This window comes from Variovorax sp. 679 (assembly GCF_003952185.1).
Taxonomy (GTDB): Bacteria; Pseudomonadota; Gammaproteobacteria; order Burkholderiales; family Burkholderiaceae_C; genus Variovorax.
The window spans coordinates 48,128-60,282 of the sequence record NZ_RXFS01000007.1 but is presented as its reverse complement, the minus strand read 5'-3'; the positions used below and the strand labels follow the sequence as shown (position 1 = coordinate 60,282).

The 12,155-nt window shown below is 68.6% G+C and carries 12 protein-coding genes; 4 read left to right on the top strand and 8 right to left on the bottom strand.

The annotated features are described in order from the left end of the window. Positions 1 to 2: 2 nt before the first annotated feature. The 3 genes from EJO71_RS18685 to EJO71_RS18670 form a co-directional block, all read right to left on the bottom strand. The gene (locus EJO71_RS18685; RefSeq protein WP_125950509.1) at positions 3 to 857 is read right to left on the bottom strand and encodes an enoyl-CoA hydratase family protein; all 855 of its coding nucleotides are present in this window, start codon (positions 855 to 857) and stop codon (positions 3 to 5) included. Further along, the gene (locus EJO71_RS18680) at positions 854 to 1,336 is read right to left on the bottom strand and encodes a MarR family transcriptional regulator (protein ID WP_125950510.1); all 483 of its coding nucleotides are present in this window, start codon (positions 1,334 to 1,336) and stop codon (positions 854 to 856) included. The genes EJO71_RS18685 and EJO71_RS18680 overlap by 4 nt, the downstream gene beginning before the upstream one ends. Before the next feature lie 164 nt (positions 1,337 to 1,500). Further along, positions 1,501 to 3,885, bottom strand: a complete 2,385-nt coding sequence (locus tag EJO71_RS18670) for a bifunctional salicylyl-CoA 5-hydroxylase/oxidoreductase (protein ID WP_125950511.1) — start codon at positions 3,883 to 3,885, stop codon at positions 1,501 to 1,503. Positions 3,886 to 4,015: 130 nt separating this feature from the next. On the opposite strand from EJO71_RS18670, the gene EJO71_RS18665 reads away from it, so the two are divergent. After that, on the top strand, positions 4,016 to 5,284 hold the full coding sequence (locus tag EJO71_RS18665; RefSeq protein ID WP_125950512.1) for a cyclopropane-fatty-acyl-phospholipid synthase family protein: 1,269 nt from the start codon (positions 4,016 to 4,018) through the stop codon (positions 5,282 to 5,284). An 11-nt stretch (positions 5,285 to 5,295) separates the two neighbouring features. Then, entirely contained in the window at positions 5,296 to 5,619 is a 324-nt protein-coding gene (locus EJO71_RS18660) for a DUF1840 domain-containing protein (RefSeq protein ID WP_125950513.1), read from the top strand. A gap of 118 nt (positions 5,620 to 5,737) precedes the next feature. Here EJO71_RS18660 and EJO71_RS18655 read toward each other — a convergent pair whose 3' ends face one another. Both EJO71_RS18655 and EJO71_RS18650 read right to left on the bottom strand, forming a co-directional pair. Beyond that, positions 5,738 to 6,757, bottom strand: coding sequence for a tripartite tricarboxylate transporter substrate binding protein (locus tag EJO71_RS18655; protein WP_125950514.1), 1,020 nt, complete (start codon positions 6,755 to 6,757; stop codon positions 5,738 to 5,740). A 91-nt stretch (positions 6,758 to 6,848) separates the two neighbouring features. After that, positions 6,849 to 7,787 (bottom strand): LysR family transcriptional regulator, encoded by a 939-nt coding sequence (locus tag EJO71_RS18650; protein WP_125950589.1) that lies wholly within the window; start codon positions 7,785 to 7,787, stop codon positions 6,849 to 6,851. Between the two features lie 122 nt (positions 7,788 to 7,909). On the opposite strand from EJO71_RS18650, the gene EJO71_RS18645 reads away from it, so the two are divergent. Both EJO71_RS18645 and EJO71_RS18640 read left to right on the top strand, forming a co-directional pair. After that, complete coding sequence (locus EJO71_RS18645; RefSeq protein ID WP_125950515.1) at positions 7,910 to 8,683, top strand: SDR family oxidoreductase; 774 nt, start codon at positions 7,910 to 7,912, stop codon at positions 8,681 to 8,683. A gap of 17 nt (positions 8,684 to 8,700) precedes the next feature. Beyond that, complete coding sequence (locus tag EJO71_RS18640; protein WP_125950516.1) at positions 8,701 to 9,459, top strand: SDR family oxidoreductase; 759 nt, start codon at positions 8,701 to 8,703, stop codon at positions 9,457 to 9,459. On the opposite strand, the gene EJO71_RS18635 is transcribed toward EJO71_RS18640, so the two are convergent. The 3 genes from EJO71_RS18635 to EJO71_RS18625 are packed head-to-tail and all read right to left on the bottom strand — an operon-like array spanning position 9,447 to position 11,918. Continuing rightward, on the bottom strand, positions 9,447 to 9,914 hold the full coding sequence (locus tag EJO71_RS18635; protein WP_125950517.1) for a MarR family winged helix-turn-helix transcriptional regulator: 468 nt from the start codon (positions 9,912 to 9,914) through the stop codon (positions 9,447 to 9,449). The two genes, EJO71_RS18640 and EJO71_RS18635, sit on opposite strands and share 13 nt — an antisense overlap. Before the next feature lie 13 nt (positions 9,915 to 9,927). Then, a complete protein-coding gene (locus EJO71_RS18630; RefSeq protein WP_125950518.1) occupies positions 9,928 to 10,893 on the bottom strand; it encodes a transketolase C-terminal domain-containing protein in 966 nt (321 codons plus the stop codon). After that, complete coding sequence (locus EJO71_RS18625) at positions 10,884 to 11,918, bottom strand: thiamine pyrophosphate-dependent dehydrogenase E1 component subunit alpha (protein WP_125950519.1); 1,035 nt, start codon at positions 11,916 to 11,918, stop codon at positions 10,884 to 10,886. The genes EJO71_RS18630 and EJO71_RS18625 overlap by 10 nt, the downstream gene beginning before the upstream one ends. Positions 11,919 to 12,155 lie beyond the last annotated feature (237 nt).

Genomic DNA, 12,155 nt, shown 5'->3' with positions numbered 1-12,155 from the left:
CGTCAGTCTCCGCCGAACACGGGCTTGCGCTTGGCCGCGAAGGCCTCGTATGCCCGCTTGAAGTCTTCGGTCTGCATGCAGATGGCCTGCGCCTGCGCTTCGGCCTCGATGGCCTGGTCGATGGTCATCGACCATTCCTGCGACAGCATGGTCTTGGTCATGCCGTGCGCGAAGGTCGGGCCTTCAGCCAGGTCGCGCGCCACCTTGGTGGCGGCTTCGAGCAGTGCATCGCTTTCGTGCAGCGCGTTGAAGAAGCCCCAGGCATGGCCTTCCTGCGCCGTCATGGCGCGGCCCGTGAAGAGCAGTTCCGACGCGCGGCCCTGGCCGATCACGCGCGGCAGCAGCGCGCAGGCGCCCATGTCCGCGCCGGCGAGGCCGACCCGCGTGAAGAGAAAGGCCGTGCGCGTGGCCGGCGAGCCGTAGCGAAGGTCGCAGGCCAGCGCGATCATCGCGCCGGCGCCGGCGCACACGCCGTCGATGGCACCGACTATGGGCTGCGGACACGCGCGCATCGCCTTCACCAGGTCGCCCGTCATGCGCGTGAACTCCAGCAGCTCCGGCATGCGCATGCCGGTCAGCGGGCCGATGATCTCGTGCACGTCGCCGCCAGAGCAGAAGTTGCCGCCCGCGCCGGTCACGACGATCGTCTTCACGTCGGTCGCGTAGGTCAGCGCGCGGAACAGGTCGCGCAGCTCGGCGTACGAGTCGAAGGTCAGCGGGTTCTTGCGCTCCGGCCGGTTCAGCGTGATGGTGCCCACGCCGGCCTCGAAACTCCATGCGAAGTGCTCGGCCTTGTAAGGCGCCTTCGCCTCGAATTGCGCGCGCATGGGATTGCCCGCGCCGATGTAGTGCTTCATTCGGTCTCCGCTATCAGTAGTTGGTTGTGCGAGTGCTGCTTGACCTTGCCGAGCAGCTTGTGGAGCTGTGCGATCTCCTTGGCGCCGAGTCCCGCGAAGGCCTCGACGATCCAGTCTTCGTGCTGTTGCGCCATCTCGTTGAAGAGCTTGCGTCCGCGCGGCGTGAGGCGAACGCGCCAGGCGCGGCGGTCGCCCTCGACGTCGACGCGCTCCACCAGCCCCTCGGTCACGAGCTGGTCGGTGATGCCGGTCACGTTGCCGCCCGTCACCATCATGCGGCGCGAGAGCTCGTTCATCTTGAGTCCCTCGGGCGAGCGCTCGAGCTGCGACATCAGGTCGAAGCGCGGCAGCGTGGTGGCGAACTGCGAGCGCAGTCCGTTGCGCACCTGCTTCTCGATCAGCTGGGTGCAGGTGAGCAGCCGAAGCCACAGCCGCAGTGCTTCGGGGTGTTCGCTGTGCGCGCGTGCTTCGAGATCCATGTCAGTTGCTCCACCGCGCTGCGCGCGACCCACGACCCATGAAACTGCCCCGATTCAGTCGGGAGACACCGCGGAACCGGCTTTGCCGGGCTGCTGGTGTCGCCCCCTGAAAGGGGGTTGGCGAAGCGACACGAAGTGCGCGAAGACTGGGGGTGAGCTTCATCCTAGTGTGTCTCCTCGCTGTTCTGCGCGGCCATCGCGGCATTGGCGGCGGCCGCGAGCTGTTGCTGCTTCGCGATCTCGCGGTACATCTGGTCGCGCCCGCTGAGGTACTGCACGGGCCACTCGACATCACGACTCTGCAGCTTGGCCGCTTCGTGCAGCGTCCATGCCGGGTCTGCCAGGTGCGGACGCGCGATGGCGCAGAGGTCGGCACGGCCGGCCGCGATGATGCTGTTGGCCTGGTCGGCGTCGGTGATGGCGCCCACCGCGATGGTCGAGATGCCGACCTCGTTGCGGATGCGGTCCGAGAACGGCGTCTGGTACATGCGGCCGTACACCGGTTTCGCGGCGCGCGTGGTCTGGCCGGAAGACACGTCGATGAAGTCGGCGCCGGCCTCCTTGAAGAGGCGTGCGACCACGATGGCGTCGTTGTCGGTGTTGCCGCCGGGCGCCCAGTCGTGCGCGGAGATGCGCACGCTCATGGGCTTGTCGGCGGGCCACACGGCGCGCATGGCGCGGAACACTTCGAGCGGATATCGGCAGCGCGCCTCGATGTCGCCGCCGTACTCGTCGGTGCGCTGGTTCGTCAGCGGGCTGATGAAGGCCGACAGCAGGTAGCCGTGCGCGCAGTGCAGCTCGAGCCAGTCGAAGCCGCACTCGGCGGCGCGGCGTGTCGAGTCGACGAACTGGTCGCGCAGCGTGTCCATCTCGGCACGCGAGATGGCGGCGGGCAACTGGTTCTGTTCGCCGTAGGGCAGCGCGCTCGCGGCCAGCAGCGGCCAGTTGCCGCTTTCTAGCGGCTCGTCGGTGCCTTCCCAGCCCACGCGAGTGGAGCCCTTGGGGCCGCTGTGGCCGAGCTGCATCGCGATCTTCGCGCTCGACTGCGTGTGCACGAAATCGACGATGCGCTTGAACGCGGCCTGCTGCGCGTCGTTGTAGAGACCTGTGCAGCCGGGGGTGATGCGGCCTTCAGGCGTCGGGCTCGTCATTTCGACGAACACCATCGCGGCACCGCCGAGCGCGCGCGCACCAAGATGCACCAGCAGAAAATCTTGCGGCACGCCGTCGACCGCGCTGTAGGTGGCCATTGGCGAAACCAGGATGCGGTTCTTCAGCGTGAGCCCGCGCACCTTGTAGGGCATGAGCATCGGCGGGAGCGCCTTGCCGCCGGCCAGCCATTGTTCGTAGCCGCCCAGCCATTGCGTGTCGCGCAGGCGCAGGTTCTCGTGGCTGATGCGCTGCGAGCGCGTGAGCAGCGAGTAGGCGAACTGCTCGATCTGCATGCCGGTGTAGCGCGGCACGTTCTCGAACCACTCGGTGGAGTTGCGCGCGGCGTTCTGGATCTTCAGCACCTCGACGCTGCGGCGCGCCTCGTAGCCTTCGAGCACGTGGTCGATGGTGCCGCCCTGCGCGAATTCGTTGGCCAGGTCGATCGCATCTTCCAGCGCGAGCTTGGTGCCCGAGCCGATCGAGAAGTGCGCCGTGTGCGCCGCGTCGCCCATCAGCACCACGGGCACGGAGCGGCCCTCGACGTCGATGCGGTGCGTCCAGCGCTCGCACACCACGCGCGGAAAGCGGATCCAGTTGGCCGAGCCGCGCAGGTGCGTGGCATTGCTGATCAGCGAATGGCCGCCGAGGTACTTGGCGAACAGCTTCTCGCAGAAGGCGATGGCTTCTGGCTGCTCCATCTGGTCGAGGCCATGGGCCTTCCACACGGCCTCTGGCGTCTCGACGATGAAGGTCGAAGTCTTGTCGTCGAACTGGTAGGCGTGCGCCTGGAACCAGCCGTGCTCGGTCTGCTCGAAGGCGAAGGTGAAGGCGTCGAAGGTCTGGTGCGTGCCCAGCCACACGAAGCGGCAGTTGCGCAGATCGACGTCGGGCTTGAACACGTCGGCATAGCGCTGGCGGATGCGGCTGTTGAGGCCGTCGCTGGCGATCACCAGGTCGGCCTGGTATTTCGCGGCAATGGCCTGGTCGTCGGCGACGTCGGTTTCGAACACCAGCTCGACGCCGAGTTCGAGGCAGCGCTCCTGCAGGATGTTCAGCAGGCGCTTGCGGCCGATGCCGCAGAAGCCATGTCCGCCCGAGCGCACCTGGCCGCCCTTGAAGAAGACCTGGATGTCGTCCCAGTGGTGGAACTCGTCGCCGATGAGCGCCGCGGTTGGCGCATCGGCCGCGCGCAGGTTGGCGAGTGTCTGGTCGCTCAGCACCACGCCCCAGCCGAAGGTGTCGAAGGGGCGGTTGCGCTCCACTACCGTGATCTGCAGCGCAGGGTTGCGTGCCTTCATCAGCAGGGCGAAGTAGAGGCCTGCCGGCCCGCCGCCGATGCACAGGATGCGTTGGAGGTCCGAGGCGGGGGCGGGCTTGGACGGGCTGAAGCTGTTCATGATTCAATAGTTTAGACATAAACAATCTGATGTCAATCCGGGTTCGTGCGGGCCGTCCGACAGGCCGCTCGGGGCCTCCGCCGACACGGGTAGTCATGCAAAAACTTGGAAAAATCAATACCATGGCCCCATGCAACACTTGATACCCAAGATCGAGTCGCAGCTGGCTTCGCTGCCTGTTCCCATCGCGCTTGAACTGCCGGATGGCCGGCGCGTTGCCCAGGCGGGAGCCCGCGTCACGCTGGCCTTCAAGGAATGGGCGGTGCTCGCCAAGCTGGCGGCACGACAGGTGGGAGCCATCGGCGAGGCATACGTCGAGGGCAAGGTGCAGATCGAAGGCGCCATGCGCGACCTGATCGACGCCACGGTCGGCATGCTGCCGGGCAACCCGGCCGAGACCGACACCGGCTGGTGGAGCCGCCTGCAGCGCCGGGCCAAGTCGCACGGCTCGCATTCGCTGCGCAAGGACGCGGCCCAGATCGAGTTCCACTACGACGTCTCCGACGACTTCTATGCGCTGTGGCTCGACCCGCGCCGCGTGTATTCATGCGCGTACTTCCGTACGCCCGAGCTCACGCTGGCGCAGGCGCAGGAAGCCAAGCTCGACCACATCTGCCGCAAGCTCATGCTGCAGCCGGGCGAGCGCTACCTCGACATCGGCTCCGGCTGGGGCGCGCTGCTGCTGTGGGCGGCCGAGCACTACGGGGTGGACGCCACCGGCATCACACTGTCGAAGAACCAGCATGCGCACGTGCAGCGGCTGATCGAGGAAAAGGGCCTGCAGGGCCGCGTGCGCGTCGAGCTGCGCGACTACCGCGAGGTGCCCACCGACCGGCCCTTCGACAAGATCTCGTCGGTCGGCATGTTCGAGCACGTGGGCGCGGCCAACATGCCGACCTACTTCCGCAAGATCCATTCGCTGCTGAAGCCGGGCGGCCTGGTGCTGAACCACGGCATCACCTCGGGCGAGCTCAACTACCGGCAGCTCGGCGCCGGCATGGGCGACTTCATCGAGAAATACATCTTCCCCGGCGGCGAGTTGCTGCACGTGACGCACGTGCTGCGCGAGACGGCCGCGGCCGGCCTGGAGATGGTCGACACCGAGAGCCTGCGCCCGCACTACGCGCGCACGCTGTGGGCCTGGTCCGATGCGCTGGAGGCGCAGCTCGACACCGCGCGCGAGGTGCTCCAGCGCAGCGGCGGCCGCCAGGGCGAGAACGCCGAGCGCGTGCTGCGGGCCTATCGCCTGTACCTCGCGGGCTCGGCCATGAGCTTCGAACAGGGCTGGATCTCGCTGCACCAGATGCTTTCCACCAGGCCCGACGGAAAGGTCGAACACGGCGTTCTGCGCGGCGCGCAATCGGTGTACCCTTTTGCCCGTGACTACATCTACAAGTGAGTGAGAACACCATGCTCTATCGATTCCAGTCCCGGGCCTCTCCCGATTTCGTGATGCTCGAAGTGCATGCCCGCCAGCTGCTCGAGATCGTCGGCAAGTCGATCGCCCCGCAGGGCATCATCACCGTCGAGCAGATTCCGGGAGCCATTGCAGCCATCGAAGCCGCGCTCGCGCGCGAGGCCTCCAACGCCCACAACAACGACGACTACGCCGTCGAAGGCCACGCCAACGAGGCCGAGAAGCAGCACATCGGGCTGCACCAGCGTGCGATCCCCCTGCTGCACATGCTCAAGGACTCGCTGGCCGAGAAAAAAGACGTGACCTGGAAGACCTGATCAACAGGGCCCACCGGCGTCTTTCATGAAACGCCGCGGAACCGGCTCAGCCGGGCCGCAGGCGTTGCCCCCTGCAAGGGGGAAGGCGTAGCGACACGAAGTGCGCGAAGCCTGGGGGTTAGTCCACCTTCGCTCCGGAGTCCTTCACCACCTTCGCCCACTTCACGTGCTCGCTCGCAATGAGCTTCGTGAAGTCCGCCGGCGAATTCCCGCTAGGGATCGCGCCCTGCGCGAGCATCTTCTCCTTGATGGCCGGCGTGCCCAGCGACTTGGCCACTTCCTGCTGGATCCGGTTCACGATCTCGGGCGAGGTGCCGGCCGGCGCCAGCAGCCCGAACCACGAGCTCGCCTCGTAGCCCTTGAGCGACGGGCCACCCACTTCCTCCACCGTCGGAATGTCCGGCAGCGCCGGCGAACGCTGCGCGCTCGTCACGGCCAGCGCGGTGAGCTTGCCGCCCTTGATCTGCGCCATCGACGAAGGCAGGTTGTCGAACATCACGTCGGCGCTGCCGCCCACCATGTCCAGCAGCGCGGGGCCCGAGCCCTTGTACGGGATGTGCGCCATGAACGTGCCCGTCATGCTCTTGAACAGCTCGCCCGCCAGGTGGATCGAGGTGCCGCTGCCGCTGGAGGCCATGTTCAGCTTGCCCGGGTTGGCCTTGGTGTACTTGATGAAGTCCTGCACGTTGCGGATGTTCAGCGACTTCGCCTTGTCGGCGTTCATCTCCATCACGTTCGGCACGGCGGCCACCAGCGTGATCGGCGCGAAGTCCTTGATGGGGTCGAAGGGCAGCTTGGGGTACAGCGCGCGGTTGATGCCGTGCGTGCCCACCGTGCCCATCAGCAGCGTGTAGCCGTCGTTCGGCGCGCGCGCGACGATCTCGGCGCCCAGGTTGCCGCCCGCGCCAGGGCGGTTGTCCACGATGAACTGCTGGCCGAAGGCCTTCGACAGCTCGGGCGCCACGGCGCGCGCCAGGATGTCGGTGGTGCCGCCGGCCGCGAAGGGCACGACGATGCGCACGGGCTTGGTCGGCCAGGTGCTCTGGGCCCACGAGGGGGCGGTCATCAGGGTCAGTGCGGCGGCGATCGACGCGGCCAGCGCGGTGCGGCGATTCGGGGTGAGGGTGAAATTGGTCATGCGCGCGTTTGTACAGGCGCGCGCTGCGGCCGTCGCGGGTGAAAACCCCGTGAGCTTGTGAGGGAGTTGGCAGTCCGCCGGGCGCCCTGCCTCAAGCCACCTGCATCCGCTGCGCAAAGCGCTCGCTGCGCAAACGCTCGAGCACGAAGTCGATGAACACCCGCGTCTTCGGCGGCAGCAGCTTCTTGCTCGGGTAGTAGAGCCACACCGCGCCCGCGTCCTGGTACCACTCGGGCAGCAGCCTCAGCAGCGCGCCGCTGCGCAGCCCGCGTTCCACGAAGGGCAGCGGCAGCATTGCCGCGCCCAGCCCCATCAGCGCGGCATGCGCGATCGCCTCGGGGTCGTTGAAGATCGCGCGCGGCCGTGGCAGCTCGACGCTGATTTCTCCCTCGCCGGCACCTGCGCGCACGCGCCGCAGCGTCCAGCTGCGCACCCGGCCCGTGGGCGAGGAGCGGCGCAGCAGCGTGTCGAGCGCCGCCAGTTCCGACGGGTGCTTGGGCAGCTGCCGTCCCTCCATGTACGCGGGCGACGCCACCGCCACCACGTGGATGCGCGCCAGCTCCCGCGCCACCATCCCGGCCGGCAGCTCGATGCCGCCGCCGATGGCCGCGTCGAAGCCCTCGCCGACCAGGTCGACCTGCTGGTTGTCGAAATGCCAGTCCGGCAGGATGGCCGGATAGCGCGCGAGAAAGTCGCCCATCATCGGCAGCACATGCTCGCGCCCGAAGGCCTGGCCCATGCTCACCTTCAGCGTGCCGGCGGGCTGGCCGTCGTCGGTATCGACGCCGGCCACGGCCTCCTGCAGCGTGGCCAGCGCGGGGGCGACCTGCGCCAGGAAGCGTTCGCCGCCCTCGGTCAGCGTCAGGCGGCGCGTGCTGCGCTGGAACAGCCGCACGCCCAGACGCGCTTCGAGCCGCGCCACGTTCTTGCTGACGGCGGCCGGCGTCAGGCCCAGGCGCCGGGCAGCCTCGGAAAAGCTGCCGCCTTCGGCGCTCTGCACGAAGGATTCGAGGTGATTGAGCGGCTCCATGGCCGCATTGTCGTGCTCATCTTCAACCATTGGTTGAATTTGATTGAGCCAATTGGTGGCTACCGAAGAAGGAATGAAAAACCCAAACTGAGGCCTTCTTCCTCCACCTCATCGGAAAAATCATGGCCTCCAACACTGCTTCTTCTTCGTCTTCTTCCCCCGTCCTGGCCGGCAAGGTCGCCTTCGTCACCGGCGGTTCGCGCGGCATCGGCGCGGCCATCGTGCGCCGGCTGGTGCGCGACGGCGCCGCCGTCGCCTTCAGCTACTCCAGCTCGGCCGCCCCGGCCGACGAGCTGGTGCGCAGCATTCAGTCCGAAGGCGGCCGCGCCCTCGCTCTGAAGATCGACAGCGCCGATGCCGCGGCCCTCACCGCCGGCATCGACGAAGCGGCCCGCGCTTTCGGCAAGATCGACATCCTGGTGAACAACGCCGGCGTGTTCCTCGGCGGCACCCTCGACGACTTCTCGCTCGAGGACTTCGACAAGACGCTGAACGTCAACGTGCGCGCTGTCTTCGTTGCCGCCAAGGCGGCCTCGCGCCACATGGGCCAAGGCGGCCGCATCATCAATATCGGCAGCACCAACGCCGTGCGCATGCCCTGGCCCGGCGGCAGCGCCTATGCCATGAGCAAGTCGGCGCTGGTCGGCCTGGTGCAGGGCCTGTCGCGCGACCTCGGCCCGCGCGGCATCACCGTCAACAACGTGCAGCCCGGCCCGGTCAACACCGACATGAACCCGGTGGACGGCCCCAATGCCGCCGCCATGCACGGCCTGATGGCAGTCGCCCGCCACGCCCTCCCGGAAGAAATCGCCGGCATGGTCGGCTACCTGGCCAGCCCGGAAGCCGCGTTCGTCACAGGCGCCAGCCTGAACATCGACGGCGGCTTCGCGGCCTGAGCCCGGACGCGACGACGATGACGCACCCGACTCCCAAGCCCGCCCTGGCCGGCAAGGCTGCTCTCGTCACCGGTGGCTCGCGCGGCATCGGCGCGGCCATCGTGCGCCGGCTGGCGCGCGACGGCACCGCAGTGGCCTTCACCTTCGTGAGCGCGCAGGCCGAGGCCGACGCGCTGGCCGGCGAGATCCGCGCCGCCGGCGGCCGCGCACTCGCCCTTCGTGCCGATGCGGGCGATGCCGCTGCGCTCACCGCCGCCGTCGAGCAGGCCGCGAAGGCCTTCGGACGGCTCGACATCCTGGTGAACAACGCCGGTGTCTACCTGCGCGGCGATCTCGACAGCTTCACGCTCGAGGACTTCGACCGCACCGTGAACGTCAATGTGCGCGCCGTCTTCGTCGCGACCCAGGCGGCCGCGCGCCGCATGGGCGAGGGCGGGCGGATCGTCAACATCGGCAGCATCAACGCCGAGCGCGTGCCGGCTGCGGGCGCCAGCGTCTATGCAATGAGCAAGGCCGCGATCGTCGGCCTCACGCGCGGCCTGGCACGTGACCTCGGCCCGCGCGGCATCACGGTCAACAACGTGCAGCCGGGCCCGACCGACACCGACATGAACCCCGCCGCCGGACCGCGCGCCGGCTTCATGCACGGCCTCATGGCCCTGCCGCGCCACGGCCGCGCCGACGAGATTGCCGGCATGGTGGCGTATCTCGTCGGGCCCGATGGCGGCTTCGTCACCGGCGCCAGCCTGAGCGTGGACGGCGGCTACACGGCCTGAGCGTCCGGCCCCTGAGCGCCATCGCCACCGCCGTCGCCGCTGTTCGACACGGCGAGGATCAGCTTGTCGAGCGTGGCCTCCATGCGCGCCAGTTCGCCGGCCTCGATGCCCGCGAAGAGCTCGGCCTCGCGCTCGCGGCCGAGCGCGCCGACCGTTTCATGCAGTGCCTTGCCGGCGGCGGTGAGATAGAGCCGGCTGCTGCGCCGGTCGGTCGGATCGTCGTGACGCTGCATGCGCTTGTGCCGCCGCAGGCCGGCGAGCGCGCGGCTCACCGCCATCTTGTCGAGGCCGGTCTGGTCGGCAACCTGCGTGGCGTTGAGCCCCGGCTGCGCGGCGAGCACGGCCATCGTGCGCCACTCGTTCAGCGTGAGCCGGTGCTCGCGGCCTACGCGCTCGTGAAAAGGCCGCGCCGTGAGGTTCACGACCCGCACCAGCTTGAAGAAGAGCGGGTCCATCGCCGGTCGTGTTTCAGTCGGCGAGCCTTTTCGCCGCGGCCACGATGGCTTCCGTGCCGACGCGCGACTGCGCCTCCAGCACTGGCGAGTAGCCGACCGGAATGCGCGGCGCGCCCAGCCGCGCGACGCGGCAGCCCGTGGCTTCCGCCGCGCTCGCTGCAATCTCCGCGCCGAAGCCAGCGGCCTGCACCGCCTCGTGCACCACCAGCAGCCGGCCGGTGCGCGCGCACGACGACAGCACCGTCTCGCGGTCCCAGGGCCACAGCGTGCGCAGGTCGATCAGGTCCACCGCGATGCCTTCTGCGGCCAGCGCATCGCAGGCCGCCGCGCATGCCTGCATTTGCCGGCTCCAGCTCACCAGCGTGAGCGCGTTGCCCTCGCGCACGCGCGCCGCCTTGCCCAGCGGCACGGCAACGTCCTCATCGACTTCGCCCAGCGTGCCCCACAGCGTCTTGTGCTCGATGTAGACCACCGGGTCGCCGCACTGCAGCGCGGCGCGCAGCAGGCCGTGGTTGTCCTGCGGCGTCGAGGGGCACACCACCACCACGCCCGGCAGGTGCGCGAACCAGGCTTCGAGCGACTGCGAATGCTGCGCCGCCGAGGCGTCCCAGATGCCGCCCGGCATGCGCGCCACCAGCGGCACGCGGCCCTGGCCGCCGAACATGAAGCGGTTCTTGGCGGCCTGGTTCACCAGCTCGTCCATGCCGCACAGCGCGAAGTCGACCACGCGCATCTCGACCACCGGCCGCAGGCCCGCGAGCGCCATGCCCACGCCGGCGCCCATGATCGCGGCCTCGCTGATCGGCGTGTCGATCACGCGTCCGTCGCCGAAGTGTTGCTGCAGTCCCTTGTACTGGCCGAAGATGCCGCCGCGCCCCACGTCCTCGCCAAGCACCACCACGCGCGGGTCTGCTTCCATCTCGCGCCGCAGGGCCAGCAGGGCGGCTTCCGAATAGCTGAGTTGCTGTTTCATCGCCATTGGCCCTCCCCGACGGTCTGCACATCGGTGAAGGCGGCGGTGGCCTCGGGCCATGGCGCCGCATCGGCAACGGCGAGCGCGGTGTCGACTTCGTCGCGCGCGGCGTTCTCGATGGCGTCGAGCGTCGCCGCGGCAACGCCGACTGCCAGCAGGTGGCCGCGAGCCCGCGCGATCGGATCGGTTTCGAGCGCTGCGGCCAGCTCGGCTGCGTCGCGGTACGCCGCGACGTCCACCGACACATGCCCCTTCACTCGATAGGTCAGCGCATGCAGCAGGCGCGGCCCGACGCCGGCGCGTACTTCGGCCACCAGCTTCGCTGCGGCCGCGTGCACCGCGAACACGTCGTTGCCGTCGACCTGCGTGGCCCCGATGCCGAGCGCCTCGGCGCGCACCGAAGCGCCTTCGCCCGCCGTCATCGGCCCGCTCGCGGTGGTCGCGCTCCAGCGGTTGTCTTCGCAGACGAACAGCACCGGCAGCTCGTACACGCGCGCCCAGTTCAGCGCTTCGAGAAAGGGCCCGCGGTTGATCGCACCGTCGCCGAAGAAGCAGACCGTGATGTCATCGCGTTTCTTCAGCAGCTTCTGCGCATGCGCCGCGCCCACCGCGATAGGCAGCCCCGCCGCCACCACGCCGTTGGCGCCCAGCATGCCGACAGAGAAATCCGCGATGTGCATCGAGCCGCCCTTGCCGCCGTTGAAGCCGGTGGCCTTGCCGAACAGCTCGCACATCATCCTCGTGAGGTCCGCGCCCTTGGCCAGCGTGTGGCCGTGGCCGCGATGGGTGGAGGTGAGGTAGTCGCTGGCGCGCAGATGGGCGCAGACCCCGGCCGGCACCGCCTCCTGCCCGGTCGACAGGTGCAGCGGGCCGCGCACCTTGGCGGCGCCCGCCGCCTGCTGGCCGTAGGCGCTCACGCCGCCCTGGCTGGCGGTCTCCGCCGCGTTCTCGAAGGCCCGGGTCCGCACCATGGTGCGGTACAGCGCCTCGCCGGCGCCGTGGTTGGCGTGGCTGGAAATGTTCGAGTCCATCTTGTCTCCGACGCCCGTGGGGCGGGCATTTCGACAAAAATCGTATCAAGCGAGATGGAATCGCGGCACCGGGCTTACCCGCCGGCGTTCAAAGTCTGGCGTCGGGCTTTTGCTTCGGACGGGTTGTGGGCATGCGTTTGGAACAGCTTTGGGCCCGAAGCGGCTGTTCAGATTTCTCTGAAGCGGACCTTCAAATCGCGCGATGCAAGTGAACTCCTGGCCACGCTGCGATGACGG